This is a genomic window from Kribbella sp. NBC_00359, from assembly GCF_036097425.1.
Classification (GTDB): domain Bacteria; phylum Actinomycetota; class Actinomycetes; order Propionibacteriales; family Kribbellaceae; genus Kribbella.
The window spans coordinates 6,918,227-6,945,223 of sequence record NZ_CP107975.1; the positions used below are offsets into that span (position 1 = coordinate 6,918,227).

Here is a 26,997-nt window from a genome sequence, read left to right on the forward strand (position 1 = left end):
TTGTCGAACGCCCAACGCCGACCGCCGCCCGGGCCGCCGGAGGCTTCCCCACGGCCTCCGACGGCCCGGGTGCGGGTCAGGCCGTGACCGGATAGGTCAGATCGCCGGCCGGTACGGCGTGACCGTCGAGCGCGAGCGCCATCAGGTTCGGCCCGTCGTACTGCGGGTGATGGACGCCGAACTCGGTCGCCTGCCGGAACCCGAATCGCGGGTAGTAGTCCGCATGACCGAGCACGACAACGCTCTGCTCACCACGATCACGTGCAGTGGCGAGGGCTGCCATGACCGAAGCGCTCCCGGCGCCTTGCTTCTGGTACGCCGGCAGCACGGCGACCGGCCCCAGCGACAGGACCGGAGTGCCGCCGATGTGGCAGCGGGTCAGTAGCGAATAGGCAATGGGCTGGTCGTCCGGAGTGGTCGCGACGATCGACAGCCCGGGAAGCCAGGCGGCCGGGTCGGCTCGGAGTGCATCGAGGAAGTCGACCTCGAACTGGCGACCGAAGGCGTGCAGGGTGATGTCGCGGAGCGTGTCGACGTCGGCTGGAGTCTCGACGCGGGTGTTCCAGGTGAAAGACAACGGAAAATCCCTTTCGGGCGAGGGGTTCAGGCAGAACCCACGGTGAGTTGACTGATCGGACCGGCTGCCGGACGGACGGCAGCGCCGGTTGGCGCGGTCATCAACTCACCTCCTCGATCCTCCGAAGTAGTCGCGATCTTAGTCAGGTCGCCGGTGTTGTCGCACGGCAATTACCGACCGGCCGTGTCGTCGGCGAGCGCCGTGAGTGGATCGGTGGTCGCGGGTGCGGTTGGAGTCCAGCGATCGTCGATGAGGGCGTACGGATGCCAGCGGCCGTGGTGATCCAGGCGGAGCTGAACGGTGTTGCCGAGGGTGAGGTGGTTGTGGCTGGCCTGCAGTGTGAGCTCGTCGTCGGCGGCCAGCAGTTCGGTCCGGGCCCGGGCGATGTCGGTCGGGTCGGGCGTCCAGGTGTGTTCCAGCACGTCCAGGCCGGGTGCGCCGCCGTACCGCCAGGCTTTGATGCCGAGGGCAAGCGCTTCGGGCCGCCCGGTCGCCTCCGCCAGCGGCGTGGTCAGCTCGGGGAAGTCAGCGGCAAGCCGGACGGCGTCTGACCATTCGTCGAGTGGCTGCGGCTCCGGCGTACCGCGCAGGAGTGCGCTGAGGATCGCCCGGGCCCGGCGGGACGCATCAAGGACCAGCAGCGAAAGGGTCGCCGGCGTGAAACCGGACGGGGGCTCGATCCCACTGACCGCCAACTCGTCGGCTGTCACCTTCCCCGGCAGCTCTGGCAGGTCAGGCAGCTCGCGCACCGGCGCCGCGAGTACGTCCTGCAGGGATGCGCCTGGCTCGGCCGCTTCTGGCGCGGCGGTACTTGAGCTTCTGGCTTGGAGCTCGTCGAGGACGTCTTCGCGGGAGCGGCCGCGGAGCAGCAGGAGGATGAACGGGTCGTCGTCGAGGAGCCAGGCGACCTGGTAGCAGAGCGCGGCGGCGTGCTGGCAGGGCAGCTCCCAGCCGTCACAGGTACAGGTCGGGTCGAGGTCACCGATGCCGGGCAAGAGCGCCGCGTCGGCGTCGGCCGCAGCCTCAACCAGATCGTGCGGCATGTCGCCGTCGAGCAAAGCGGCAATGTGCCCGGCCCGCGCGGCCACCTGATCCAGAAACCTCCGCCACGCGTCCTCGCTCAGCAGATCGATCTGAACGACGGCCTCGTAGGTGTCGTCGGGGGAGTAGACCAGCGCCGCGATCCGCCCCGGACTGATCGTGATCGCTCCAACCTGCCCCGAGTTCGCGTACCGCCGGCCCTTCCGCAGTTGATCCGAGTCCAGCGACGTATCCTCCAACGCCTGCACCCAGGCCCGAGCCCACCAGGACCGCCCCCGAGTACTCCGCCGCTGAGCTCCGAACGCCCCGAACCCCCGCGCCTCGCTCATCGGCCACCTCCACGGAGTTCGACCAGGTTGGCGAGGTCGATGTCGGAGAGTTCGGTCAGGGCGGCCTCGCCGGTGGCGAGGACGGCGTCGGCCAGCTCGCGCTTGGTGGTCAGCATCGTCGCGATCCGGTCCTCGATGGTGCCCTCGGCAATCAATCGGTGGACCTGCACCGGGCGGGTCTGCCCGATCCGGTAGGCGCGGTCGGTCGCCTGGTCCTCGACCGCCGGATTCCACCACCGGTCGTAGTGCACGACGTGATCCGCGCGCGTGAGGTTGAGCCCCGTCCCGGCCGCCTTCAAGGACAGCAGGAACACCGGCACCTCACCGGCCTGGAACCGCTCGACCATCTCCTCCCGCTTCGCCACGGGCGTCCCGCCGTGCAGGAGTTGCGTGCCAACGCCACGGTCGGCCAGATGGCGTTCGAGCAGTCGCGCCATGGCGACGTACTGCGTGAAGACAAGGACGGCGCCGTCCTCGGCCAGGATCGTCTCGAGCAGTTCGTCGAGGAGTTCGAGCTTGCCGGCGCGGCCGTTCAGCCGTGCGTCGGCGGCCTCCTTCAAGTACTGCGCCGGGTGGTTGCAGATCTGCTTCAGCCCGGTCAGCAGCTTCACGATCAGACCGCGCCGGGCCATCCGATCGCTCGTCTGCACCTCGGCCATCAGCTCGCGGACGGTCGCTTCGTAGAGGACCACTTGCTCGCGGGTGAGCGACACCGGCTGATCGGTCTCGGTCTTCGGCGGCAGCTCGGGCGCGATGCCCGGATCGGACTTGCGCCGTCGCAGCAGGAACGGCCGCACCAGCTTCGCGAGCCGCGCCGCGACCTCCTCGTCCTTGTCCGCCTCGATCGGCGTGGCCCACCGGCTCCGGAACGCGCCGAGCCGCCCGAGCAAGCCAGGTGTCGTCCAGTCGAGGATCGCCCACAACTCGGACAGGTTGTTCTCCACCGGAGTGCCGGTCAACGCCACCCGCGCCTGCGACGGCACGGTCCGCAGCGCCTTCGCCGTACTGGACGACGGGTTCTTCACATGCTGAGCCTCATCGGCGACGACCAGTCCCCACTGATGATCAGCCAGTCGTACGGCGTCCCGCCGCAACGTGCCGTACGTCGTCAGCACGAAGCCCTCCCGTGCGTCGTCGAGTGATCGCGACGAACCGTGGAAGCGCCGTACCGGCGTACCAGGAGCGAACCGCTGGATCTCACGCTCCCAATTGCCCAGCAGGGAAGCCGGGCAGACGACGAGTGTGGGGCCTGCAGTGTCGGGTGACTGCTGGCGGTGGAGGTGGAGCGAGATCAGGGTGATCGTCTTGCCGAGACCCATGTCGTCGGCCAGGCAACCGCCGAGGCCGAGCGAGGTCATCCGGGCCAGCCACCGCAGGCCGCGCAGTTGGTAGTCGCGCAAGGTGGCGTGCAGGCCGGCGGGCGCGTCGATCGGTTCGTCGACTCGGTCGGGATCGGCGATGCGGGCACGCAGCTGGTCCAGCCAGGCGGCCGGGGTGACGGTGATCTGGCGGCCGTCGATCTCGGTGCTGCCGGTCAGCGCGACACCGAGCGCGTCGATCGCGGGGACCGGCTTGAGGATCCGCTCGCGGGCCTTCCGGGCCAGGTCGGGATCGATCAGCATCCACTGGTCGCGCAGCCGGACCACCGGGCGGGTCGCCTCCGCGAGCTGATCCAGCTCCGCCTCGGTCAGCGGGTCATTGCCAAGAGCAACCTGCCAGCTGAAGTCGAGCGTCGCCCCACCACCGAAGAAGCCAGGCAGGTCGCTCGGCGGACCGTCCGCCGAGGTGATCGCCGCCCGCGCCGTGAGCGCCCGCCCGAGACTCCGCGGCCAATGCAGCTCGACCCCGGCCGCCGCCAACCGCTGCGCCGCCCCAGCCAGCAGCTCAGCGACGTCCTCATCCGCCAACTCCATCCGATCCGGTACGGCGGAATCCAGCAACCGACCGAGTGGCGTCCACACGCGGGCCGCCCGACGAATCGCGAGCGTGGCGTCGATCCGGGCCCGGGGCCCGAACCCGGCGACGTCCTCGGCCCGGACGTCGTACGCATCCCGAACCAAGGTCGGATCCTTCAGGCTGTGCAACTGCACCACCGCGCTGAAAGCCAGCGATTCGGCCATCTCGATCCGCAACGAGATCCGCACCCCGGTGTCGAGCCCCACCGACACCTCATCAGCCCACGACCGCAACCGCTCAGCCCGCTGCGGCGCAACCCCCGCGAACAGCCCGACCTTGTGCGCCGTCGCAGCCGCCGGCGATCGAGGCATCCCATCCGCCACCGCATCAAGAAACTCCCGCAACAATTCCTCCGCCACAGGCAGCCGCACCTCAACACCCGATCCCGGGCGAGCGCCGGACGGGGGCAGGGCGTTAGCCGTGCGCGAGCCGGGGCGTGGGTCCTGGGGCGCGGGGGAGCCGGGGTGGTCGTGGGATGAAGGCGAGCGCGGAGCGCGAGGCGAGAGCGAGCCGGTGGTCGAGTCCTGGGGTGGGGGAAGGGGGAGGGCGCGGGCGGCCGGGGGCATTGCCTCGGCGAGGGTGAGGACTCGGGTGACGTCGTCGGCGTCGAGTGGGCCGACCCGCCAGGCGTCGTGGCCGGCGGGGGAGAGGCCGGGTAGGAGTTTGCCTCGGGCAACCAGTTGGAGGGCGGCCAAGGCTGCGGCTCCCCAGAAGGCTGCGGAGGGGTGGGAGCTGGGTGCCTGGCGGGCGCGGCCGAGGAGTGGGACGGCGTCGGCGACCGGGAGTTCGATCGCGCGGACGGTGCGTGGAGCCGCCTCGACGATCAGGTCGAGCTCGGTCTGTTCACCGACGCCGAGGGGGAGTGGCCCACCCTCGGGATCCCAGAACGCGACGCGGCCCTCCCGCGGCGGATCCGCCGGCTTGAACACCACCGCACACCCAGCCAGCTCCTGCCCCGCACCCACCAACCCGACGCCCTCCTACCGAGAGATCAGAACCCGGCGACACCCGCACACGTGCCTCAGACCGTGACTACCTCCGCGTTCCCAGTGCCGGGTTGGTCGAATTGGGTTCGGTAGAGCTCTTCGTAGCGGCCGCCGGCGGCGAGGAGGGCGCTGTGGGTGCCCTGCTCCACGATGCGGCCCGACTCGATCACGAGGATCTGGTCGGCGGCGCGGATCGTGGACAGGCGGTGCGCGATGACGACCGCCGTACGACCGGCCAGAGCCTCGGTCAGAGCAGCTTGGACGGCAGCCTCGTTGGTGGAGTCCAGAGCGGCGGTCGCCTCGTCGAGGATGACGATGCGCGGCTGGGCGAGGAGCAGCCGGGCGATCGTGAGGCGCTGGCGCTCACCGCCCGACAGGCGGTAGCCGCGCTCGCCGACGACCGTGTCCAACTGGTCCGGCAGCGACCGGATCAACTCACCGAGCCGCGCCCGACTGATCGCATCCCACAGGTCGTCCTCGGTGGCCTCGGGCCGGGCGAGCAGCAGGTTCTCGCGGATGCTGTCGTGGAAGAGGTGACCGTCTTGCGTGACCATGCCGAGCGTGTCCCGCAGCGACTCCGCCGACACGTCACGGACATCCACTCCGGCGAGCTTCACTGCGCCCGCGTCGACGTCGTACAAGCGCGGAATGAGCTGTGCGATCGTCGACTTCCCGGCGCCGGACGACCCGACGAGCGCGATCATCTGCCCCGGCTCGGCGCGGAACGACACGTCGTGCAGCACCTCGACACCACCGCGCGTGTCGAGCTTGGCGACCTCCTCGAGCGACGCCAGCGAGACCTTGTCCGCCGACGGATACGCGAAGCGGACCCCGGCGAACTCGACCGACACCGGCCCGTCCGGCACGCGTCCCGCGTCCGGCTTGTCCTTGATCAGCGGCTCCAGATCCAGCACCTCGAAGACGCGCTCGAAGCTGACCAGCGCGGTCATCACCTCGAGCCGCGCACTCGCCAGGGCGGTCAGCGGCGAGTACAGCCGCGTCAGCAGCAACGCCATCGACACCACCGCGCCGGCGTCGAGCTGCCCGCGCAACGCGTAGAACCCGCCCAGCCCGTAGACCACGGCGAGCGCCAGCGCGGACACCAAGGTCAGCGCCGTCACGAAGATCCACTGCACCATCGCGGTCCGCACCCCGATGTCGCGCACCCGCCGTGCCCGGATCGCGAACTCCGCGGACTCCCGCGTCGGCCGCCCGAACAGCTTCACCAGCGTCGCGCCCGGCGCCGAGAACCGCTCGGTCATCTGCGTACTCATGGTCGCGTTGTAGTTGGCCGCCTCCCGCTGCAGGCCCGCGAGCCTGGCGCCGATCCGGCGGGCCGGTACGACGAAGATCGGCAGGAGGATCAGCGCGAGCAGAGTGATCTGCCACGACACCCCGATCATCACGACCAGCGTCAGCACGAGCATCACCAGGTTGCTGACCACGCCGGACAGTGTGTCGCTGAACGCCCGCTGCGCCCCGATCACGTCGTTGTTCAGCCTGGAGACCAGCGCTCCGGTCCGGGTCCGGGTGAAGAACGCGATTGGCATCCGCTGGATATGGTCGAACACGGCCGTCCGCAGATCGAGGATCAGCCCCTCACCGATCCCCGCCGACAGCCAACGCGTGAGCATGCTGATCCCCGCCTCGGCGATGGCGATGACAGCGATCAGCACGGCCAGCTTCAGCACGACGCTGAACGCCTCGCCATCCACGATCGCGTCGACCACGTGGCCGGCCAGCACCGGTGTGGCGACCGCGAGGACGGCCGCGCCGATGCTGAGCACCAGGAACCAGATCAGCTGCCGCCGATGCGGCCGCGCGAAGGCGAGGATGCGTTTGAGGGTGGCCCGCGAGAACGGGCGTTTGTCGTCCTGGGCGTGCATCGCGTGGTACAGCGAGTTCCACGCGGTCATCTCCATGCTCACGGTTGCGCTCCGCTTCCGGTCGATCGGGACAGCCGATGATTCCGGAGACCACCGACAGTTCCCGACCGTAGGACCTCGACAATGCTTGAGGTCAACTGAAAACCTAACTGAGTACGCTGTACGAAGTAACCGCACGACTATAGCCAATCCGGGAGAGTCCCGCACATGAATCAGGAGTACAGCGGCAGCGGCGACCCGGCGAAGAGCCTCGAGCTGCTGTGGCGCCGCCGCCCGCAGCCGACCCGCGGGCCCAAGCCGGCGCTGACCGCCGACCAGATCGTCGAGGCCGCGCTGCGCGTCGCCGACGCGGAGGGCCTGACCGCGATGTCGATGCGCCGGGTCGCCGACGAGGTCGGTGCCGGCGCGATGACGCTGTACCGCTACTTCCCCGGCAAGGGTGAGCTGCTCGACGTCATGCTCGACACCGTGTACGGCGAGCTGCCGCGCCGCGACGTACCGGGGGACTGGCGCGCCAGGCTCGACGAGGTCGCGCGGTCGAACCGGGCGCTGTACCTACGGCACCCGTGGATGCTCCAGGTCGCCGTCAGCCGCCCGCCGCTCGGTCCGAACCTGATGGCCAAGTACGAGTACGAGCTCGCCGCAGTCGAGGGGATCGGCCTGACCGATCTCGAGATGGACGCGACCATCTCCCTGGTCAACGGCTACGTGCACGGCGCCGTGCGTACGGCGGTCGAGGCGCGCCAGGTGATCCAGCGGTCGGGGATCACCGACAAGGAATGGTGGTTGGCGCACGTGCCCCACCTGGATCAGATCAGCGACGCCAAGAAGTTCCCGCTGGCGTCCCGGGTCGGGACCACGGTCGGGAATGAGTTCGACGCGCCGTACGACTCCGATCATGCGTTCGAGTTTGGTCTCGAACGGCTTCTGGACGGCGTTTCCACGCTGCTGGAGAACCGGTCTGCGCCAAAAGGGTGAACCAGGTTGTGAGTGAGTACTCACTCAGTTACCCTCGAACCCGTGACACCACGAGCGACTCCACTACCACCCGAGGAACGGCGCGCCGCCATCATCGAGGCCGCGCTGCCGCTGCTCGAGGAGTTCGGCCCGGACGTCAGCACCAAGCAGATCGCCGAGGCGGCCGGGATCGCCGAGGGCACCATCTTCCGGGCCTTCGGCAGTAAGGACGCGCTCGTCGAGACGGCGATGGCGACCGCGTTCGACACCACCGACCTGATCCGGGCGCTCGAGCGGGTGGACCGCTCGCTGCCGCTGCGGGAGCGGACCATCGCCGCGGTCGACATCGGCCAGAAGCGGCTGCGCGGGGTGTTCAAGCTGATGTTCGCGCTCCGCATGCGCCGGCCGCCGGAGTGGAAGCACACCACGCCGATGGACGAGGCCCGTCGCAAGCGGCAGTCCGACCTGGCCAACGCCGCGTTCGCCGATCTGCTCCGGCCGGACCAGGACCAGTTGCGCTACTCACCCGAAGAGGTGGTCCGGCGGATCGGCCTGATCACCTTCTCGGCCACCCACCCAATGATTTCCGGCGGCGTCGTGCTGACCGCCGAGGAGATCGTCGACTTCGCGTTCGACGGCCTTCGCAAGCACACATCAGGTCAGCCACTGGCCACCGAGGACATCGGCGAGTTCGCGCTCGACGGTGGCCGCCATCACGACTCTGGGGAAGATTGATGTTACTTCGCATCTTGCGTACGCGCCTGCGTCCGTACGCGGGAAACCTGTCCCTGGTGGTTGTCCTGCAGCTGATCGCGACGATCGCCTCCCTCTACCTACCCACCCTGAACGCCGACATCATCGACAACGGCGTGTCGAAGGGTGACACCGCCTACATCATGCGCATCGGCGGCTGGATGCTCGCGGTCAGCCTGCTGCAGATCATCTGCACGATCATCGCGGTGTACTTCGGCGCCAAGACGGCAGCGTTGTTCGGACGCGACGTCCGTGCCGCGGTCTTCCACCGGGTCGGCGAGTTCTCCGCCCGCGAGGTGAACCAGTTCGGCGCGCCGACGCTGATCTCGCGCAGCACGAACGACGTCACCCAGATCCAGATGCTGGTGGTGATGGGCTGCACGATGCTGGTCGCGGCGCCGATCACCATGATCGGCGGCATCTTCATGGCGGTCCGCCAGGACATCGGGCTGTCCTGGCTGGTGGCGGTCGCCGTACCGTTGCTGGCGATATCGGTCGGGTTCATCGCCAGCCGGATGGTTCCGCAGTTCCGGAAGATGCAGAAGAACATCGACGGGGTGAACCGGGTGCTGCGCGAGCAGATCACCGGCATCCGGGTGGTCCGGGCCTTCGTCCGGGAGCCGCACGAGGTCGAGCGCTTCGGTGTTGCGAACGCGAACCTGACCGACACGGCCATCCGGGCCGGCCGGCTGATGGCGCTGGTCTTCCCGGTGGTGATGCTGATCCTGAACATGTCGAGCATCGCCGTGCTGTGGTTCGGCGCCTCCCGGGTGGAGAGCGGGACGATGCAGGTCGGCGCGCTGACCGCGTTCCTGAGCTACCTGATCCAGATCCTGTTCTCGGTGATGATGGGCGTGTTCGTGATGATCATGGTGCCGCGGGCCTCGGTCTGCGCGGACCGGATCACCGAGGTGCTGGACACCGATTCCTCGGTCAAGCCGCCGGTCACCCCGATCACGACCTTCACCGGGCGTGGACAGCTGGTCTTCGAGGACGCCTCGTTCCAGTACCCGGGGGCGGCGGAGCCGGTCTTGCGCGACATCAGCTTCGTCGCGTCACCGGGTCAGACGACCGCGATCATCGGCAGCACCGGCGCGGGCAAGACCACGCTGCTGTCGCTGGTGCCGCGCTTGTTCGACGCGACCGGCGGGCGGGTGCTCGTGGACGGGATCGACGTACGCGACATCGAGCCGGAGGCGCTCTGGGAGCGGATCGGCCTCGTTCCACAGCGGCCGTACCTGTTCTCCGGGACGGTCGCCAGCAACCTTCGTTACGGCAACCCGGACGCGACCGACGAGGAGCTCTGGCAGGCCCTGGAGATTGCCCAGGGCAAGGACTTTGTCGAGGCGATGGCCGAGGGGCTGGACGCACCGATCGCGCAGGGCGGGACGAACGTGTCCGGCGGTCAGCGGCAGCGGCTCGCGATCGCCCGGGCGCTGGTCCGCAAACCGGAGATCTACCTGTTCGACGACTCGCTCTCCGCGCTCGACCTGTCCACCGACGCCCGGCTACGGGCGGCGCTGCGGCCGGTCACGGCGGACGCCTGTGTGGTGGTCGTCGCGCAGCGGGTGTCCACGATCATCGACGCCGACCAGATCCTGGTCATCGAGGACGGCGCGATCGTCGGCAGCGGTACGCATGACGAGTTGCTCGAGACCTGTCCGACGTACCTCGAGATCGTCGAGTCCCAGCAATCCGCGGAGGAGGCGGCATGAGCGGGGAGAACCAGACTCCGCCCGCCTCGCCCAACGGCCAGGCTCCGTCGGTGAACGGCGAGGCCGGCGGTACGCCGAAGACCGTGAAGGCGACCGAGCGGCCGACCACCGGCCGCGCGTTCGGGCCGCCCGGTGGGATCCCGGGCGACAAGTCCCTGAACTTCCTGCCGTCGGCGAAGCGGCTGCTCGGCCGGCTGCGGCCGCGCATGCTGCAGGTGAGTACGGTGATCGTGCTCGCCGTCAGCAGCGTCACGCTGTCGGTGCTCGGGCCGAAGATCCTCGGCCGCGCGACCGACATCATCTTCTCCGGCGCGATCGGCAAGCAGTTCCCGAGCGGCATGAGCAAGCAGCAGGTGATCGAGCAGACCCGGGCGGCCGGCAACGGACGGCTCGCGGACCTGCTGGGCGGGATCGACCTGATCCCGGGCGTCGGCATCGACTTCGATGCCCTGCGCAACGTCCTGCTGGGCGTCCTGGCGCTGTACGTCGGCGCGTTCTTCCTGTCCTGGATGCAGGGCTACATCCTGAACGGCGTCGTCCAGCGGACGATCCTGGACCTGCGGTCCGAAGTCGAGGCCAAGCTGAACCGGCTGCCGCTGAGCTACTTCGACGGCGCGCCGCGCGGTGAGCTGCTCAGCCGGGTAACCAACGACATCGACAACATCTCGACCAGCTTGCAGCAGACACTGAGCCAGTTGCTCACGTCCGTGCTCACGGTGATCGGCGTGGTGACGATGATGATCGTGATCTCGCCGGTGCTGGCGCTGATCGCGCTCATCACGATCCCGATCTCGATGGTCCTGACGGCGGCGATCGCCAAGCGCTCGCAGGTGCGGTTCGTTGCGCAGTGGCGTCATACCGGCGCCCTGAACGGCCAGATCGAGGAGGCGTTCACCGGGCACGAGCTGGTGAAGGTCTTCGGCCGGCAGAAGGAGATCGAGGCGAGTTTCGCGCAGAAGAACGAGGAGCTGTACCAGGCCGCGTTCGGCGCCCAGTTCATCTCCGGGCTGATCATGCCGCTGATGATGTTCATCGGGAACGTCAACTACGTGATCATCGCGGTCCTCGGCGGTCTGCGGGTCGCCTCCGGCACGATGTCGCTGGGCGACGTCCAGGCCTTCATCCAGTACTCGCGGCAGTTCACGCAGCCACTGACGCAGGTGGCCTCGATGGCCAACCTGCTGCAGTCCGGAGTCGCCTCGGCCGAGCGGGTCTTCGAGGTGCTGGACGCCAAGGAGCAGATTCCGGACGACGCGACACCGGAGAAGGTCACCGATGCGCGCGGGCGGGTCGAGTTCGAGCACGTGTCGTTCTCGTACGACCCGGAGAAGCCGCTGATCACCGACCTGAGCCTGGTCGCGGAGCCCGGCCAGACGGTCGCGATCGTCGGCCCGACCGGAGCCGGCAAGACCACCCTGGTCAACCTGATCATGCGGTTCTACGAGCTGAACGGCGGCCGCATCACGCTCGACGGCGTGGACATCACCGAGCTGACCCGGCACGACCTGCGCTCGCGGATCGGCATGGTGCTGCAGGACACCTGGCTGTTCGGCGGGACCATCCGGGACAACATCCTCTACGGCAACCTGGAGGCCACCGAGGACGACATGCTGGCCGCGGCCAAGGCGACGTACGTCGACCGGTTCGTGCACAGCCTGCCCGACGGGTACGACACGGTGATCGACGAGGAGGGCAGCAACGTCAGCGCCGGTGAGAAGCAGCTCCTCACCATCGCTCGTGCCTTCCTGGCCGACCCGCAACTGTTGATCCTGGACGAGGCCACGAGCTCGGTCGACACCCGCACCGAGGTCCTGGTCCAGCGGGCGATGGCCGCGCTGCGGTCCGACCGGACCAGCTTCGTGATCGCCCACCGCCTGTCCACGATCCGCGACGCGGACCTGATCCTCGTGATGGAGGACGGCTCGATCGTCGAGCAGGGCACCCACCAGGAGCTGCTCGCAGTCGACGGTGCCTACGCCCGCCTCTACAACGCCCAGTTCAGCGGCGCCGTAGTAGACATCGACGAAGAAGCCGCAGCCATCCCAACCCCAGTCCCCGCCGCCCGCCGCTGACCGACGGAAGGGGACGCCCACTCGGGCGTCCCCGTCCGACGACTATCTGTTGCGCATCTTCAAGGTGCAGCCGATCGAGAACAACGCGGTGCCCAGAACGCCGAGCATGACGGCCAGGACGCCTACCCACAGCGCGATGTGGACCGGAGTGATGAGCAGGGCAGCACCGAACCCGCCTGCGATGCCGAGAATCATGCCGCCCACCGCCATCTGGACGTCGGCGCTCGCGGACGGTGAATGCAGGTAGAGCCGGTCGCTCGCCTGTCGCACGTACTCCGGGCTGACCGAGCTCGCCTTGGCGCGTACGGCGATCCGCTCGGCCTCGTCCCGGAGCTCCCTGGCGTTGTGGCGAACGACGCGGGTGGCTGCATCACTGGCATCCGCCTCCCATCGCATCAGGTTCTTCCACAGCTCCCGATCATCGGTCGGGGCAGCAGGCCTGGGCGCGGGGGGCGGCGCGGTGCGTCCCCGCCCGGCCGCCTTCCTGGACAGCCGGCTCATCGGCCGTCCCGCGCGATCCCGAGGCCGCGCCGGCGATGTACCGGTTCGATCGGCAGTACTTCGCGGTCGGTCAACTGTTCGGACCAGGCCCGGTCAGCGACGGCCCAGACGTGTGGCGGGTCTGTGCGCTCGTCTCTCCTGAACCGCAGCCGCTGCCGGATGTTGATGACAATCGAGGCGAGCGGTCCGACGATGATCACGACGATGCCGACCCACGTGGGGGTCACGGGGCCGACCTTCTCGGCGACGAGATCGCTCGCGATCGCCGTGGCCAGCCCCAGGACCAAGAACAGCACCAGTTGGCCGCCGCGATTGAGCCACCGCAACGGCGTCTTCGTTTGTCGCCCGGCCGCATTCACCCGCCAGATGATGGCACAACGACCGGGCCGTCCGCCGGTCGTCCGGTGGCCGTGCTGTCAGGATGACGGGGAGCGCGCTGACCGGTCTCGCACCTTCGCCGGGACCGTGTCACAACGCCAGGGAGCGCGTGACGAACTGCTGGAACTCCTCGGGTGTGGAGAACATCGGCATGTGATCGGCGGCCGGGATCACCGTGAGGTCGGCGTTCGGAGCCTGGGTGGCGAGGCGGCGGGCCCAGAGTTGGGAACCTTGGAAGTCGCGTTCGCCGATGAGGACGGAGATCGGGGTCTCGAGCTCGGCGAAGCGGGTCTTGACGGGCGGGTCGAGCTCGAGACCGTGGTAGACGTCCATGGTGCGGACTCGGGAGTTGGCGATCTGCAGACCGATCAGACGGCGCCGGTCGTTTGCGGGTGCGGCGGGACACCACGCGTCGACGTCGAGTGCGGAGACGGCCGGGATTCCGTCGGTCGCGCGAGGACCTTCTCGCACTCGGCGAAGTGGTTCCGCATCACCTCGCGGGCGGCGGATTCCTCGGGCGTCGGATCGGGGAACTCACCGAAGGACGCGGCGACGGCACCCACGCGCGTCACCCGCTCCGGGTACCGGTGCGCGAAGCCCAGCGCCCGCCGGCCGCCCTCGGACGAGCCGATCAGGACGGCCCGGGAGACGCCGGCGGCATCGAGCACCGCGGCCAGGTCGCCGATCTCGTCGTACGGCCCGTACGCCGGTGCCGAGAGGCCCGTGTCGCGGTAGTCCCACGTCGTCACCCGGGCCCGCTCGGCAAGCCACTCGACGGTCGCGTCCCACATCCGCAGATCGGCCATACCCCCGTTGAGCAGCACGACATCACGACCGTGTCCCCGCTGCTCGTAGTAGAGGTAGCCACCGGGAATGTCGACGAAGTCCTTCGCGTGATGAGACATGCCGGTAGTCTCTTGGCGCCTCGACGGTCAGCGAATCAGGATTTCTCCCTATTCGAGGCCGCGAGCGAGCCGCCGTACGGCGAGTTCGGCCAACAGCGCCGCGGCGTCGGGGAGGATGGAGTCGTCGAAGTCGGCCAGCGGGGAGTGGTTGTCCGCGGCCGCGTCGGGGTCGGCGGATCGGCAGGCGCTCAGGTTGAGGTAGACCCCGGGGACCTCGTTCAGGACGTAGGACATGTCCTCGGCGCCGCAGCGCGGATTGGCGCGTTCGCGGAACCGGTCGGCGCCGAAGAGGTCGACGATCGTGTCCCGCGCGAAGCTGTACTCCGCGGCGTTGTTCACCGTGACGGGGTAGCCGATCTGGTAGTCCACCTCCGCGATCAGCCCGTGAGCGGCCGCCATCGCCTCGACCAGCTGCGTCGACGTCCGCTGGACCTTGGTCCGAGTCGCCTCCGAGAACGTCCGCACGGTCGCGTCGAACACCGCGTCGTCAGGGATGATGTTCTCCTTCGTGCCACCCGCGATCCGCCCGACGGTGAGCACGACCGGGTCGAACACGTCGAACTGCCGGGTGATCATCGTCTGCAACGCGGTCACCATCTCGCAGGCCACCGGGATCGGGTCCTTGCCGCGGTACGGCGTCGAGCCGTGCGTACCGGCGCCGACGACGCGCACGTGCAACTGGTCGGCCGCGGCCATGAAGGAGCCGGGCTTGCTGCTCCACATCCCCAGCGGCTGACCGGCGGACCCGACGTGCAGACCGTAGGCCGCGTCCGCCCGGCGCCCGGCGGCGTCGAGCACGCCCTCGCGGATCATGATCGGCGCACCGCCGCTGGTCTCCTCGCCCGGCTGGAACATGAAGACGACGTCACCGGGCAACTCGGCCTGCAGCGCCGACAGCACCTTCGCCGCGCCGACCAGCCCGGCGACGTGCAGATCGTGGCCGCAGGCATGCATCATCCCGGGGTGCTGGGAGATGAACGGGACGTCGGTCCGCTCGGTTACCGGAAGCGCGTCCATGTCGCCACGCAGCAGTACGACGGGACCCGGGCCGCGACCGCCGCGCAGTACGGCGGTCACCGAGGACAGCTCCTTGCCGAGAGTGATCTCCAGCGGCAGACCCGCCAGCGCCTCGAGGACGAGCTGCTGGGTCTTGGGCAGCTCGAGGTCGAACTCAGGCACCTGGTGCAGCGCATGCCGGAGGGTGATGATCTCGTCGCCGAACTGCTTGGCCAGGTCCAGAGTCGTGCTCATGCCTTCGGTCCCAGCTTCAGCGCGGACATCACGCGCTGGGCGCTGCTGCCGAGCTCGAGCAGCTCGACCAGATCGAGCCAGCGCTCAGGGTCCTTGACCTCGTGTGGGATCTTCGCGTCGAACGAGCCGACGGGCGCGTCCTTGGCGACCGCGACCACCTTCGGGGCGACGTCGAGGTAGTCGCTCGCCTCCAGGATCTTCCGCTTCACCGACGCCGACATCGGCGTACTCGCGTCGGCCGCAGCGGCCCGGATCGCGTCCAGATCGCCGTACGCCGTGACGAGTGAGGCAGCGGTCTTCTCGCCGATGCCCTTCACCCCGGGCAGGCCGTCGGACGCGTCACCACGGAGCGTGGCGAAGTCGGCGTACCGGCTGGCGGGGACGTCGTACTTCGCCAGCAGCGCCTTCTCGTCGTACACCTCGGCTCGGCCGACGCCGCGGGCGGCGGTGTAGACGACCCGGATGCCACGGCTGTCGTCGATCAGCTGGAACAGGTCGCGGTCGCCGGTGACGACATCCACCGGCATCGTCGCCTGGTGCGACAGCGTGCCGATCACGTCGTCGGCCTCGTGGTCGGGCGCGCCGACGATCGCGATGCCGAGCGCCTCGAGGGTGGCGCGGATGTACGGCACCTGGACCTCGAGCCGGTCCGGCACGTCCTCGACCTGCTCACCCTTCGGCGTCACGAACTCGACCCGCTGCGCCTTGTACGACGGGATCAGCGCGATGCGCCAGGACGGACGCCAGTTGTCGTCCCAGCAGGCGACCAGGTGGGTCGGCCGGTGGTTCTCGGCCAGGCGGGCGATGAAGTCGAGCAGCCCGCGGATCGCGTTGGTCGGCGTACCGTCGGGGGCCTTCATCGTGTCCGGCACGCCGAAGAACGCGCGGAAGTAGAGCGACGCGGTGTCGAGCAGCATCAGCCGCTGTCCTGTCTCAGCCATGGGGCGATGCTTTCATGCCGGGGCGTCGCGGCAGTAGGGTCTCCAGGATGGAGGACCTGGACCGCAAGATCGTCGGGCTGCTCGCGTCCGACGGCAGGATGAGTTTCACCGACCTGGGCAAGGCGACCGGCCTGTCCACGTCGGCGGTGCATCAGCGGGTGAAGCGGCTCGAGCAGCGCGGCATCATCCAGGGATACTCGGCAACCATCGACCACACCGCGCTCGACCTGCCGCTGACCGCGCTGATCTCGATCCGCCCGATCGACCCGTCCCAGCCGGACGACTCGCCGGAGCGCCTCCGCGACGTCCGCGAGATCGAGTCCTGCTACTCGGTCGCCGGCGACTCCAGCTACATCCTCGTCGTCCGCGTCGCCTCTCCAGGCGCCCTCGAGAACCTCCTCGCCATCATCCGAGCCCGAGCCAACGTATCCACCACCACCACGATCGTCCTGAGCACGCCATACGAACGCCGCCCCCCGGCCCTCTGAAACGACACCGCCTTCGCGGCGGCAGTTCTTATGGCCGACTTCGCCGGCGGTTCGCGGACCGCTGACACGGGCCGACGTGGTCGGCGAGAGCGCCGGATGTGGTGTGACAGGCGGACATCCCGAAGACGGCGCACGGACACCGGGTGGCGTGCGAAGGACGCTGGGTGGGCGTGCGAAGGACACCGCCTTCGGCGGCGGCAGTCCTTCTGGCCGGCTTCGCCGGCGGTTCGCGGACCGCTGACACGGGCTGCGTGATCGGAGAGAGCGCCGGATGAGGTGTGACAGGTGTCTTAAGCGCACAGTCCGAAGATGGCGCACGGACAACGGGTGGCGCGCGAAGGACGCTGGGTGGGCGTGCGAAGGACACCGCCTTCGGCGGCGGCAGTTCTTCTGGCCGGCTTCGCCGGCGGTTCGCGGACCGCTGACACGGGCTGCGTGATCGGAGAGAGCGCCGCATGAGGTGTGACAGGTGCCTTAAGCGCACAGTCCGAAGACGGCACAGGGACACCTGATGGCGTGCGAAGGACGCTGGGTGGGCGCGCGAAGGAAACTGCCTGCGGCGACGCGTTTCGTCCTGCGCCAGGTCGCACACTGCACGCACGGGACGAGGTCGGTTAGCGAGGAGCGGGTGAACGGGTGGCGCAGCAGCGACCGCGACGCTGACCCGCTGCGGCGCGCGCCAGAAGGCCCGCGCACGCCGATCCCAATCCTGCTGTACGACCTCTGGGCCGAGGCCGGTTTCCGGACAGTAGGTGGCAGTGATGTTTAGGAGAGCGTGAGTACGGCCGGGATAGGGTCGGGGGGTGCGCAGAGCCCTTCTGAGTGATCTCTTCAGCACTCTGGTTCCTGGTGGTGAGGTCGAGCGTGATGTGGTCCACGAGCAGATGGCGCACGTGCTGGGTGTCGACCCGGTCGCCTTTGCTCGCGAGTTCGACGCGACCTCGCGGGAGCGGTTCACCGGCGCGTACGGCGACCTGCCGAACACGATCCGCGTGATCACCCGGCGCGCCGGCGGCGACCCGACGGACGAACAGGTGCACCAGGCAACGACCGTCCGTCAAGGCCTCTCCCGCCGCCTGGTGGACGCGGTACCGGCCGGCACGCTCGCCACCCTGGCCGAGCTGAGATCGGCCGGATGGCGGATCGGCCTGGTCAGCAACATCACCGCCCACACCGAGCTCCAGTGGCCGGCGAGCCCGCTGCCGCCGTACTTCGACGCCACGGCCTTTTCGACCCAGGTCGGCGCGGCCAAGCCGGATCCGGCGATCTACCTCGCTGCCTGCACCGCGCTCGACGTGCCGCCGGCCTCGTGTGTGTACGTCGGTGACGGACGAGACAACGAGCTACAGGCGGCCGCCGCACTCGGCATGTACGCGATCCGTACGACGGAGCACGCGGACAGCGACCCGACCTGGACCGGCCCGGCGATCTCGTCGTTCGCCGAACTCCCCGCGATGATTCACCTGGCCGGTCAGTAGCCGCCGGCGTCGATGAGCTGGGACTCGAAGGAGAGGACGGTGATCTTGCCCGCCCCCTTCGCCGGGACCAGGAGGACGGCGTCGTGCAGGGTGGTCCTGGTGAGGCCGCCTTGGTACTTGACCGTGGCGGGGCTGAAGCCGAGCGGGTCACCGCTGGACCAGTTGAAGCTGTAGCCCGCGCCGTTCTCGAGCTTGAAGTCCTCGGTGACGGTCGCGAAGACGAGCGCCGCTCCGGACTTGGTGACGAACGCGGTCGGTGGGGTGTCGATGCTGAAGTCTTCGGTCACGTTCTGGTAGATCTTCGGCTGCTTCGCCGCCGTCGACCGCCAGTCGGCTGCACTCGCGAGGACCTTCGTGACATTGGCGTTCGGCGCGAACGACGCCGCGCGCGGAGACTTCGCGCCGGCCGTCAGGTACTCGGCCAGCGCGGCCGCGGCCGCTTGTGGGGCGGCCGCCAGCCGCTTGGCGCCGGCGTTCGTGACCGTCCGCAGTCCGGTGATGTCCGGGACCTTGGCCGCGGCCGGGAGAGCGGCGGCGAAGGTCAACATCCACGGACTGCCCGCGGTGGCGCGTTCCCAGACGCCGAGGTAGCGGTAGGCCTTGGTGTCGGAGATGCCCGCGGACACGACGAAGTGCATCGGGTACGTGCCGTACTCCGGCGCCCCGACCACGGGCTTGGTGTAGGTGAACGGCTTGATCAGGTCCTTGCCGGCCTTGTCCAGCGTCCGGCTGATCGCGTAGCCGGCCTGGCTCTCCCGGACCACGGTCCCGCCCTCGATGGTCGCGATGAGCTTGTCGTCGCGGCCATGGTTGGCGGTGTTGTTGACCTCTTTGTAGTGCTTGACGACGGCCGCGGCGGTCTCGTTGCTGATCGCCGGACGAGTGAGACTCGCGACGGTGTCGCGCTCCGGGATCGCCGAGCAGCTACTCACCAGCGCGACCACCACGCCGACCGCCGCGACGCGGCGCATCGGCTGCTGCTGTTGCGCTGGCACGCCGGGTGCCGTGAAGACTTGCTGGGGAGCACTGGGACGCCGGCGGCGGACCAGGATCAGGAGGATGCCGACGGCAAGCAAGACCAGTCCGGCCAGCAGCACACCGAGGGCGGCGAGGAACGCGTGCGGGATCTCGATGCCGAGATTGACCTGGACGTCGGGCGCGGTCTTCCCGTCCGCGGTCATCACCACCACGTCGTACGGACCGTCGGTGATCGGCCAGGCGATCGACTGGGTGCCGGCGCCGTTCGCCTTGGCGACCCACCAGTCGAGGGTGTCCGGTGCCGCGAGCGGGCCTGCGGCACCCTTCTGCTCCTGGGTGGTGAGGGCGATCGGGTACTGCACCTGGACCAGTGAGGTGTGCGCGAAGCCCTTGAGGTAGCTCGCGACGTCGAAGTCCCGGGCCACGCCGACGAACACCGGCTTGCCGTTGGTGGAGTGCGCTTCGACGTGCAGCACCGGGCCGTGGCGATCCAGCAGTTCCGGTGAGCTGGCGATCGCGAGCCCCTTGCTGGTCAGGTGCTGATCACCCGACTTCACCGTGTCATCCGGGCCGATCAGCCAGAACGCCGCGGCGGCGCCGGCCAGGCCGACGAGTAGACCGATGAGGGCAAGCAGGACACCAACAACAGAGCGGACGACCCGCACACGGACTCCCGAGCTCGCGGCATGCCCCAGACATGCCGCACGATGGACGACGCCAGATGCTAGCGGTTGCCCAGGGCACCGTCAGGGGTGCGGGTCACGGAATGCCGAACGCCTTCGGTGCCACCCCCTGCATTGGTGGCACCGAAGGCTGATTGTGGTTAGTTGATCTCGAGGAGCTTCTGGGCCTCGGCGGCGTTGCGGGAGGCGGCGGCGCGCTTCTCGGCTTCGGCCAGCGAGGTGCCGGCGTGCTGGCGCCACCAGTCCTGGCCCTCGGCCGGGAGGGTGTCGATCGGGTCGTAGTACTCGTAGGTGCGGTTCAGCGCTTCCGGGTCCTGGTGCTCGATGCCGGTGCGGTAGTTCTTCTTCCAGTACGAGATGCCGCGGACCTCGTCGTACTCCGACAACTGGTGCACCCACCGTTTGCCGACGTACGGGACGTCGCAGACGATGCGCGGAGTCGCGAAGCCGGGGAGGTACCCGAGGATGCCGTGCTGCAGGTGCTGCGCGTCCTTCACGGACACCCGCCAGTGCTCGGAGAACGGGATCATGTCGCACATGTAGAAGTAGTACGGCGTGATCGTCGCGCCATCGAGCAGCGCGAAGCACAGGTCGAGCAACTCCGGGACCGAGTCGTTCACGCCACGCATCAACACGCCCTGGTTGCGGACGTCGCGGAGACCGGCCTCGAACATCGCCTTCGTTGCCTCGGCCACCAATGGCGTCACCGACTGGGCGGCGTTGACGTGAGTGTGCATCGCGATCATCACGCCGCGCTGCCGACCGAGCTGAGCAACGCGCTCGACGCCGGCGCGGACGTCGTCCGACAACCAGTGCTGCGGCATCCCCATCAGGGCTTTGGTGGCCAGCCGGATGTCGCGGATGTTCTCGATCTCCAGCAGGCTGGTCAGGAACGACTCGAGCCGCGGCCACGGCATGTTCGCCACGTCGCCGCCGGACACGACCACGTCCCGGACTCCCGGCGTACGGCGCAGGTAGTCGAGCATGTCGTCGAGCCGGGTCTGCGGCTTCGCGACGAACTTGAGCTTCTCGATCACCGGCGTCGAGTTCCCGACCAGGTCCATCCGCGTGCAGTGACCGCAGTACTGCGGGCACGTCGGCAGGATCTCCGCGAGGACCTTGGTCGGGTAGCGGTGGGTCAACCCCTCCGTGGCCCACATCTCGTGCTCGTGCAGCGAGTCGCGCGTCGCATGCGGGTGCGACGGCCAGTCACTCCGCCGGTCGGAGAAGACCGGCAGCATGTAGCGGCGGACGGGGTCCGCGTAGAACGCCTCGGTGTAGTCCGGGGCGCCGTTCGGCACGATGGTGTTGAGCATCTGCGGAGGGAGCAGCATCGACATCGTGGCTCGCTCGGCCTGGTCCCGGGCGAGGTCCTCGTACAACCGCTCCTCAAGCAGGTCGCCCATCACGTCACGCAACTGCTTGACATTCTTCACACAGTGCGACCGCTGCCACTGCACGGACCGCCACTCCTCGGCGGTGACGTCCTTCCAGCCGGGGATCCGGGTCCAATCAGGCTCCACCAGCTCGGCTCGTTGGTATGCGTACGGCTGGCCGGCGAGATCGTCGCGGGGCTCCGGTACGGCGCCACCCTCAAGCAGCTCAGCGGGGCTGATCAGGTCAGTCACGAGTCCTCCGGGGGCTTCAGGGGTGGTGCGGTCTCATGTGAGGATAGCGATAGAACTTCCCTCAGATCCAACAGTACGCCGCAAGAATTCTCGCCAGACTACCCTTTCAGTAGTATTTTGCCCGATCGCAACCGAGGAGGAGCCCGTGTCGTCCAGCCCTGTGGGACTGCACCGTGTACTCTCGCCCGCCGGCGTCCTGCCGCAGGCGGCGGAGCAGTTGGACGCCCGTCCGGAGATCTGGCCGGACGAGGTCCGGATCGCGGTCGAGCGGCTGAACCTGGACGCGGCGTCCTATCGCCAGCTTGCCGAGGCGCACGGCGGCGACGGTACGGCGATCCGCCGCGCGGTGCTCGAGATCGTCGCGACCCGCGGCAAGATGCAGAACCCGGTCACCGGCTCCGGCGGCATGCTCGTCGGAGTGGTCGACGAGGTCGGTCCCGAGTCGCCCCTCGGTGTGCAGAAGGGTGATCGCGTCGCCACGCTCGTCTCGCTCACGCTGACGCCGCTGCAGATCACCGATGAGCTCGCCGACTGGGACGGCAAGGGCGAGCAGGTCCCGGCGCAGGGTCACGCAATCCTGTTCGCCCGGTCGATCGTCGCCAAGCTGCCTGACGACCTGAAGCCCGAGCTGTCCCTGGCCGTGATGGACGTCTGTGGCGCACCCGCGCTGACCGCTCGCGTGGTCCGCCAGTATGTCGACAAAGGCACAAAGCCTGTCGTGTCAGTAATTGGCGGCGCAGGGAAATCGGGCTCGCTGTCACTGGCCGCCGCTCGCGCCGCCGGAGCCGCGCGCACGATCGGGATCGTGCCTGTCCAGCAGGAGCAGAACCGGCTCATCGACGCCGGGATCGCGGACGTCGTCACGCTCGCCGATGCCCGGGATCCGGTGGCGCTGGCGAAGGCGGTGGAGGACGCCGGGGGACCGTCGGACATCACCGTTGTCTGTGTCGACGTACCGGGTTGCGAGCACGGCGCTGTGCTGTCGACGGCCGCGGGTGGCACAGTGATCTTCTTCTCGATGGCCACGTCGTTCTCGGCCGCGGCCCTCGGTGCGGAAGGCCTTGCCGCCGACGTGACGATGCTGGTCGGCAACGGGTACGTGCCGGGCCACGCGGACTACGCGCTGGAGCTGTTGCGGGCCGAGCCGGGTGTCCGCGGACTGTTCGAGAGCAGGCTGGCGGAGGATTAGTTCGTGCGCACACTTCTGACGAACGGTTCCGTCTACTCACCCGCCGACCCGCATGCCACCGCGATCGCCTTCGACGACGGCGTGGTCACCTGGCTCGGTGACGACACCGGCGCGGGTTCGTACGCCGACGGCGCCGACGAGGTGATCGACCTCGAGGGCAAGCTGGTCACGCCGGCCTTCGTCGACGCCCACGTCCACACCGCGCAGTCCGGCGCGCTGCTGACCGGCCTCGACCTCGCCGGTACGACGTCGTTGGCCGAGGCGCTCGACCGTCTCGCGGCGTTCGCGCGGAGCCTGCCGGCGGGTGCGGTGATCGACGGCGCCGGTTGGGACGAGACGAAATGGCCGGAGGGTCGGCCCCCGACCGCGGCGGAGCTCGACCGCGCCGCAGACGGCCGCCGCGTGTACCTGTCCCGGATCGACGGTCACTCCGGTGTGATCTCGTCCGCGCTGGTTCCGGCTGCCCAAGGCGATGGCTACGACGCGAGCGGTCGGGTGGAGCGCGACGCGCATCACGCCGTCCGGGACGCGCTGAGCGAACTGATCGGGCCGGACCAGCGCCGTACGGACATCGAGGCCGCTCTGAAGGCGATGGCATCGAAGGGGATCGGCGCGTTCCACGAGATGGCGGCGCCGCACATCGGCCCGCTGCGGGAACTGCCGATCGTGCGGGAGGTGGCCGATCGACTCGGGTTGGCAGCGACTCTGTACTGGGGTGAGCCCGGCGTCTTCGAGCACATCGCGACGTATGACCTGGCCGGTCTTGCCGGCGATCTCAACGCCGACGGCGCGCTCGGCTCGCGGACGGCGGCCCTGCGGGAGGCGTACGCCGACCGCGCGGACCACCGCGGTCACGCCTATCTGACCCCCGAGCAGATCGCCGAGCACGTGATTGCCTGCACGGAGCGGAACGTCCAAGCCGGCTTCCACTGCATCGGCGACCAGGCGCTCGACAACATCGCCCGCGGCTTCGAGCTCGCGGCCGAGAAGGTCGGCGTCCAGGCGCTCGTCGCCGCACGGCACCGGCTGGAACATGTCGAGATGGTCGACGAGGCAACAATCGCGACGCTCGCCCGGTGCGGCGTCGTCGCCAGCGTCCAGCCGATGTTCGACGCCCTGTGGGGCGGCCCGGACGACATGTACGCCGAGCGCGTCGGCGACCGGTGGCAGGGCATGAACCCCTTCGGGTCGCTCGCCCGGGCAGGCGTCGTACTCGCGTTCGGCTCGGACTCGCCGGTCACCGCGCTCGGTGGTTGGGAGGCGGTCCGAGCGGCCGCCTTCCATCACGAGAAGTCCGAGCGGATCACGGTGCGAGCCGCGTTCCAGGCGCACACCCGCGGTGGCTGGCGAGCGGCCGGCATCGACGACGCCGGCGTACTCGCACCCGGTACGGCGGCGACGTACGTGATCTGGCGGAGCGACGCGGACCTCGTCGTCCAGACGCCGGACCAACGCGTCGCGGCTTGGTCGACGGATCCGCGCGCGGGAGTGCCGGTGCTGCCGGACCTGAGCGAGGGCACGCCGCTGCCCACTTGTCTGCGGACCGCTGTCGGCGGCCGCATCGTGTACGACGCCGAAGGATGGTCGCAATGACGCGCGCCAAGAAGAAGCTCGACCTCGACCCGGTCACCGTGCGGAAGGCGCGCAGCCTGGCCCGTAAGGCCGGGCGCCCGATCGTCAACCTGGCCCGGCAGCACACCACGGTGTCGGTCGAGCGAGCGGTACTGCGATTGGCCGGGCTGACCGGCGCGGACACCGAGGGCATTCCCTGGGTGAACCGGCTCGCGGACACCGTCCGTGCCGACATCGGGCTGGAGCACGGCCTCGCCCTGCCGGTGTGGGACGCGCTGGTGCGTGGTGAGGCGGAAGACCTCGGCGTCCTGGCGCAGAAGGCTGCGTCGGGGTCCGTGACGTTCCGGCTGCCGGACGGACGGGACGCCGTCCGCGCTCGGGCGGCGGCCCGGAAGGCCGCGACCGCCGGGATGAAGCGAATCGACGGTCGGCGACGGGAGCGGGACCGGCTGATCAAGCGGCACGGTGACCCGGAGCAGCGGCCGTGGATCTACCTGATCGTTGCCACCGGCGACATCTACGAGGACATCCCGCAGGCCCAGGCGGCGGCGCGCGCGGGCGCCGACATCATCGCCGTCATCCGCTCGACCGGGCAGTCGCTGCTGGACTACGTGCCCGAGGGCGCGACCCGGGAGGGCTTTGCCGGCACCTACGCGACGCAGGAGAACTTCCGGCTGATGCGGGCCGCGCTGGACGAGTCGTCGCGCGAGCTCGGCCGCTACATCCGGCTGACCAACTACGCCTCCGGGCTCTGCATGCCGGAGATCGCGACGCTGGCCGGGCTGCAGCGGCTCGACATGATGCTGAACGATTCCATGTACGGGATCCTGTTCCGCGACATCAACCCGATCCGGACCTTCGTCGACCAGCGGTTCAGCCGGCAGATCCACGCCCGGGCCGGGATCATCATCAACACCGGCGAGGACAACTACCTGACCACCGCGGATGCGGTCGAGGCCGCGCACACGGTGACGGTGTCGCAGCTGCTCAACGAGTACTTCGCCAAGGAGGCGGGTCTGGAGGACTGGCAGCTCGGGCTCGGGCACGCGTTCGAGATCAACCCAGACCTGCCGGACTCGTTCCGGCTCGAGCTGGCGCACGCGATGCTGGCCCGCCAGCTGTTCCCGGACGCGCCGCTGAAGTGGATGCCGCCGACCCGGCACATGACCGGCGACGTGTTCCGCGGCTTCCTGCTCGATGGGTTCTTCAACCTGGCCGGCGCGATGACAGGCCAGGGCATCCTGCTGGTCGGCATGATGACCGAGGCGGTCGTGACTCCGTGGATCTCTGACCGCGACCTGGCGCTGCAGAACGTCCGGTACGTGTTGGGGGCCGCGGGCAACCTGCACGAGGACTTCCATCCGGCGCCCGACGGCTTCATCGCCAACCGGGCCCGGCAGGTGCTGGCCGAGTCGGTCGACCTGCTGGACCGGATCGTCGACGACGGCCTGCTGAACGCGATCGGCGACGGCACGTTCGGCCTGATGAAGCGCCCGCAGGACGCCGGCCGTGGCCTGGACGGGGTCGCGCGCCGATCCTCCGAGTACTACAACCCCGCGATCGAGTTGCTCGAGGAGGGCCAGTGAGCATCATCCGGCCGTACGGCGACACCACCGGGGACGGCATGGTGCAGCTGTCGTTCACCCTGCCGGTCCCGCACGACAAGCGCGCCGAGGGTGCCGCGGTCCAGCTGGCCAACAAGATGGGTATGGATCCGGCGCTGGTCGTGCACTCTAAGGCGATGGGTCCGGACTTCACGTTCTTCGTGGTCTACGGGCCGGTCAACCACCTGGTCGACACCTCCAAGGTCGAGGTGATCGAGCGGGACTACCCGCTGCTGTCGCCGAAGGACGCGAACCTGGCGATCCGCAAGGGGCTGCGCCGCCGGCTCACCGTGGTCGGCGCCTGCATCGGCACCGACGCGCACACGGTCGGCATCGACGCGATCATGAACATCAAGGGGTTCGCGGGGGAGAAGGGCCTGGAGTACTACCGCGAGCTGAAGGTGGTGAACCTCGGCGCCCAGGTCGCCGTACCCGAACTGGTCCGCCGGGCCAAGGCGGAGAAGGCGGACGCGATCCTGGTGTCGCAGGTGGTCACCCAGCGGGAGGCGCACGTCCTGAACACCAAGGAGATGTCGGCCGCCTTCCGGGAGGCGTACTCCGAGGACACCCGTCCGGTGTTAGTTGCCGGCGGCCCCCGTTTTACCGAGCAGATGGCCGGTGAGCTCGGGGTGGACCGGGTGTTCGGCCGTGGCACAACACCTGGCGAGGTGGCCAGCTATCTGGTCGACGCGCTGGTGACCAAACGCAAACATGCCCCGAGCAAGAGGAGCGCATAGGTGTCAAAGGCAACTATCGGGCTGACCGCGACGCATCGGCGGTACGTGCCGTACAGCCACGCGCACTACGCCGGGAACCTGGTCGACGGTGCCTACGTCCTCGCGCTGTTCGGCGATGTGGCGACCGAGGTCTGCATCCAGGCCGACGGCGACGAGGGGTTGTTCGCGTCGTACTCGGATGTGCAGTTCCTGCAGCCGCTGCGGGCGGGTGACGTTGTGGAGGTCCAGGCAACGATCACCCGGGTCGGCAACCGCAGTCGCGACCTCGAGTTCAGCGCGTACGTCGTCTGCCGCGGGCGGCCGGATCAGTCCGAGTCGGCGGCCGAGGTCCTGGCCGAGCCGCTTGTGATCACGCGCGCACAAGGGACGGTCGTCGTACCGGTTGGGTGACG

Annotated in this window: 23 protein-coding genes; 11 read left to right on the forward strand and 12 right to left on the reverse strand. The window is 69.0% G+C overall.

The window, feature by feature from the left end; genetic code table 11:
- Window positions 1-76: 76 nt before the first annotated feature.
- The 4 genes from OG876_RS33620 to OG876_RS33635 form a co-directional block, all read right to left on the reverse strand.
- The gene (locus OG876_RS33620; RefSeq protein ID WP_328520711.1) at window positions 77-577 is read right to left on the reverse strand and encodes a GNAT family N-acetyltransferase; all 501 of its coding nucleotides are present in this window, start codon (window positions 575-577) and stop codon (window positions 77-79) included.
- A 170-nt stretch (window positions 578-747) separates the two neighbouring features.
- Window positions 748-1,947 carry an SWIM zinc finger family protein gene (locus tag OG876_RS33625; protein WP_328520712.1) on the reverse strand — a complete coding sequence of 400 codons (1,200 nt, stop codon included), beginning with the start codon at window positions 1,945-1,947 and terminating at the stop codon, window positions 748-750.
- The gene (locus tag OG876_RS33630) at window positions 1,944-4,868 is read right to left on the reverse strand and encodes a DEAD/DEAH box helicase (RefSeq protein WP_328520713.1); all 2,925 of its coding nucleotides are present in this window, start codon (window positions 4,866-4,868) and stop codon (window positions 1,944-1,946) included. The genes OG876_RS33625 and OG876_RS33630 overlap by 4 nt, the downstream gene beginning before the upstream one ends.
- A 56-nt stretch (window positions 4,869-4,924) precedes the next feature.
- Window positions 4,925-6,811, reverse strand: coding sequence for an ABC transporter ATP-binding protein (locus tag OG876_RS33635; RefSeq protein ID WP_442914198.1), 1,887 nt, complete (start codon window positions 6,809-6,811; stop codon window positions 4,925-4,927).
- Between the two features lie 171 nt (window positions 6,812-6,982).
- Here OG876_RS33635 and OG876_RS33640 point away from each other — a divergent pair, with 171 nt between their 5' ends.
- The 4 genes from OG876_RS33640 to OG876_RS33655 are packed head-to-tail and all read left to right on the forward strand — an operon-like array spanning window position 6,983 to window position 12,272.
- Window positions 6,983-7,753, forward strand: coding sequence for a TetR/AcrR family transcriptional regulator (locus OG876_RS33640; protein ID WP_328520714.1), 771 nt, complete (start codon window positions 6,983-6,985; stop codon window positions 7,751-7,753).
- 42 nt (window positions 7,754-7,795) lie between these two features.
- On the forward strand, window positions 7,796-8,467 hold the full coding sequence (locus OG876_RS33645) for a TetR/AcrR family transcriptional regulator (RefSeq protein WP_328520715.1): 672 nt from the start codon (window positions 7,796-7,798) through the stop codon (window positions 8,465-8,467).
- Window positions 8,467-10,200, forward strand: coding sequence for an ABC transporter ATP-binding protein (locus OG876_RS33650; protein WP_328520716.1), 1,734 nt, complete (start codon window positions 8,467-8,469; stop codon window positions 10,198-10,200). The genes OG876_RS33645 and OG876_RS33650 overlap by 1 nt, the downstream gene beginning before the upstream one ends.
- Entirely contained in the window at window positions 10,197-12,272 is a 2,076-nt protein-coding gene (locus tag OG876_RS33655) for an ABC transporter ATP-binding protein (RefSeq protein ID WP_328520717.1), read from the forward strand. Before OG876_RS33650 ends, OG876_RS33655 begins: the two co-directional genes overlap by 4 nt.
- Window positions 12,273-12,314: 42 nt before the next feature.
- Here the strand turns inward: OG876_RS33655 and OG876_RS33660 are convergent, their stop codons facing one another.
- The 6 genes from OG876_RS33660 to OG876_RS33685 form a co-directional block, all read right to left on the reverse strand.
- Complete coding sequence (locus OG876_RS33660) at window positions 12,315-12,773, reverse strand: hypothetical protein (RefSeq protein WP_328520718.1); 459 nt, start codon at window positions 12,771-12,773, stop codon at window positions 12,315-12,317.
- The gene (locus OG876_RS33665) at window positions 12,770-13,099 is read right to left on the reverse strand and encodes a hypothetical protein (protein ID WP_328520719.1); all 330 of its coding nucleotides are present in this window, start codon (window positions 13,097-13,099) and stop codon (window positions 12,770-12,772) included. Before OG876_RS33665 ends, OG876_RS33660 begins: the two co-directional genes overlap by 4 nt.
- A gap of 142 nt (window positions 13,100-13,241) precedes the next feature.
- A complete protein-coding gene (locus tag OG876_RS33670) occupies window positions 13,242-13,622 on the reverse strand; it encodes an alpha/beta fold hydrolase (protein ID WP_328520720.1) in 381 nt (126 codons plus the stop codon).
- Window positions 13,520-14,056 carry an alpha/beta fold hydrolase gene (locus OG876_RS33675; RefSeq protein WP_328520721.1) on the reverse strand — a complete coding sequence of 179 codons (537 nt, stop codon included), beginning with the start codon at window positions 14,054-14,056 and terminating at the stop codon, window positions 13,520-13,522. The genes OG876_RS33670 and OG876_RS33675 overlap by 103 nt, the downstream gene beginning before the upstream one ends.
- Window positions 14,057-14,104: 48 nt before the next feature.
- Window positions 14,105-15,307, reverse strand: coding sequence for a M20 metallopeptidase family protein (locus tag OG876_RS33680; protein ID WP_328520722.1), 1,203 nt, complete (start codon window positions 15,305-15,307; stop codon window positions 14,105-14,107).
- On the reverse strand, window positions 15,304-16,224 hold the full coding sequence (locus OG876_RS33685; protein ID WP_442914199.1) for a 5'-3' exonuclease: 921 nt from the start codon (window positions 16,222-16,224) through the stop codon (window positions 15,304-15,306). The genes OG876_RS33680 and OG876_RS33685 overlap by 4 nt, the downstream gene beginning before the upstream one ends.
- Window positions 16,225-16,295: 71 nt before the next feature.
- Here OG876_RS33685 and OG876_RS33690 point away from each other — a divergent pair, with 71 nt between their 5' ends.
- Together OG876_RS33690 and OG876_RS33695 are read left to right on the forward strand one after the other, a co-directional pair.
- Window positions 16,296-16,736 (forward strand): Lrp/AsnC family transcriptional regulator, encoded by a 441-nt coding sequence (locus OG876_RS33690; protein ID WP_328520724.1) that lies wholly within the window; start codon window positions 16,296-16,298, stop codon window positions 16,734-16,736.
- An 803-nt stretch (window positions 16,737-17,539) separates the two neighbouring features.
- Window positions 17,540-18,214, forward strand: a complete 675-nt coding sequence (locus OG876_RS33695) for an HAD family hydrolase (protein WP_328520725.1) — start codon at window positions 17,540-17,542, stop codon at window positions 18,212-18,214.
- Here the strand turns inward: OG876_RS33695 and OG876_RS33700 are convergent.
- Both OG876_RS33700 and OG876_RS33705 read right to left on the reverse strand, forming a co-directional pair.
- Entirely contained in the window at window positions 18,208-19,857 is a 1,650-nt protein-coding gene (locus tag OG876_RS33700; RefSeq protein ID WP_328520726.1) for a hypothetical protein, read from the reverse strand. The genes OG876_RS33695 and OG876_RS33700 overlap by 7 nt on opposite strands.
- Before the next feature lie 158 nt (window positions 19,858-20,015).
- Entirely contained in the window at window positions 20,016-21,503 is a 1,488-nt protein-coding gene (locus OG876_RS33705; RefSeq protein WP_442914046.1) for a KamA family radical SAM protein, read from the reverse strand.
- Window positions 21,504-21,648: 145 nt separating this feature from the next.
- Between OG876_RS33705 and OG876_RS33710 the strand changes: the two genes are divergently transcribed.
- From OG876_RS33710 to OG876_RS33730, 5 genes are read left to right on the forward strand one after another with little or no spacing between them, the layout of a single operon-like run.
- Complete coding sequence (locus OG876_RS33710; RefSeq protein WP_328520727.1) at window positions 21,649-22,692, forward strand: L-erythro-3,5-diaminohexanoate dehydrogenase; 1,044 nt, start codon at window positions 21,649-21,651, stop codon at window positions 22,690-22,692.
- Window positions 22,693-22,695: 3 nt separating this feature from the next.
- Entirely contained in the window at window positions 22,696-24,285 is a 1,590-nt protein-coding gene (locus tag OG876_RS33715) for an amidohydrolase (RefSeq protein WP_328520728.1), read from the forward strand.
- Window positions 24,282-25,850 carry a lysine 5,6-aminomutase subunit alpha gene (locus OG876_RS33720; RefSeq protein WP_328520729.1) on the forward strand — a complete coding sequence of 523 codons (1,569 nt, stop codon included), beginning with the start codon at window positions 24,282-24,284 and terminating at the stop codon, window positions 25,848-25,850. The genes OG876_RS33715 and OG876_RS33720 overlap by 4 nt, the downstream gene beginning before the upstream one ends.
- Window positions 25,847-26,605 carry an OAM dimerization domain-containing protein gene (locus tag OG876_RS33725; RefSeq protein WP_328520730.1) on the forward strand — a complete coding sequence of 253 codons (759 nt, stop codon included), beginning with the start codon at window positions 25,847-25,849 and terminating at the stop codon, window positions 26,603-26,605. Before OG876_RS33720 ends, OG876_RS33725 begins: the two co-directional genes overlap by 4 nt.
- Window positions 26,606-26,995: a hotdog domain-containing protein gene (locus tag OG876_RS33730; protein ID WP_328520731.1), complete on the forward strand. Its 390-nt coding sequence runs from the start codon at window positions 26,606-26,608 to the stop codon at window positions 26,993-26,995.
- Window positions 26,996-26,997 lie beyond the last annotated feature (2 nt).

Coding starts and splice junctions, on each gene's coding strand:
- OG876_RS33640 (WP_328520714.1), top strand. CDS start 6,983: ATGAATCAGGAGTACAGCGGCAGCGGCGACCCGGCGAAGAGCCTCGAG.
- OG876_RS33680 (WP_328520722.1), bottom strand. CDS start 15,307: ATGAGCACGACTCTGGACCTGGCCAAGCAGTTCGGCGACGAGATCATC.
- OG876_RS33650 (WP_328520716.1), top strand. CDS start 8,467: ATGTTACTTCGCATCTTGCGTACGCGCCTGCGTCCGTACGCGGGAAAC.
- OG876_RS33675 (WP_328520721.1), bottom strand. CDS start 14,056: ATGTCTCATCACGCGAAGGACTTCGTCGACATTCCCGGTGGCTACCTC.
- OG876_RS33660 (WP_328520718.1), bottom strand. CDS start 12,773: ATGAGCCGGCTGTCCAGGAAGGCGGCCGGGCGGGGACGCACCGCGCCG.
- OG876_RS33690 (WP_328520724.1), top strand. CDS start 16,296: ATGGAGGACCTGGACCGCAAGATCGTCGGGCTGCTCGCGTCCGACGGC.
- OG876_RS33655 (WP_328520717.1), top strand. CDS start 10,197: ATGAGCGGGGAGAACCAGACTCCGCCCGCCTCGCCCAACGGCCAGGCT.
- OG876_RS33720 (WP_328520729.1), top strand. CDS start 24,282: ATGACGCGCGCCAAGAAGAAGCTCGACCTCGACCCGGTCACCGTGCGG.
- OG876_RS33685 (WP_442914199.1), bottom strand. CDS start 16,224: ATGCTGCTCGACACCGCGTCGCTCTACTTCCGCGCGTTCTTCGGCGTG.
- OG876_RS33635 (WP_442914198.1), bottom strand. CDS start 6,811: ATGGAGATGACCGCGTGGAACTCGCTGTACCACGCGATGCACGCCCAG.
- OG876_RS33625 (WP_328520712.1), bottom strand. CDS start 1,947: ATGAGCGAGGCGCGGGGGTTCGGGGCGTTCGGAGCTCAGCGGCGGAGT.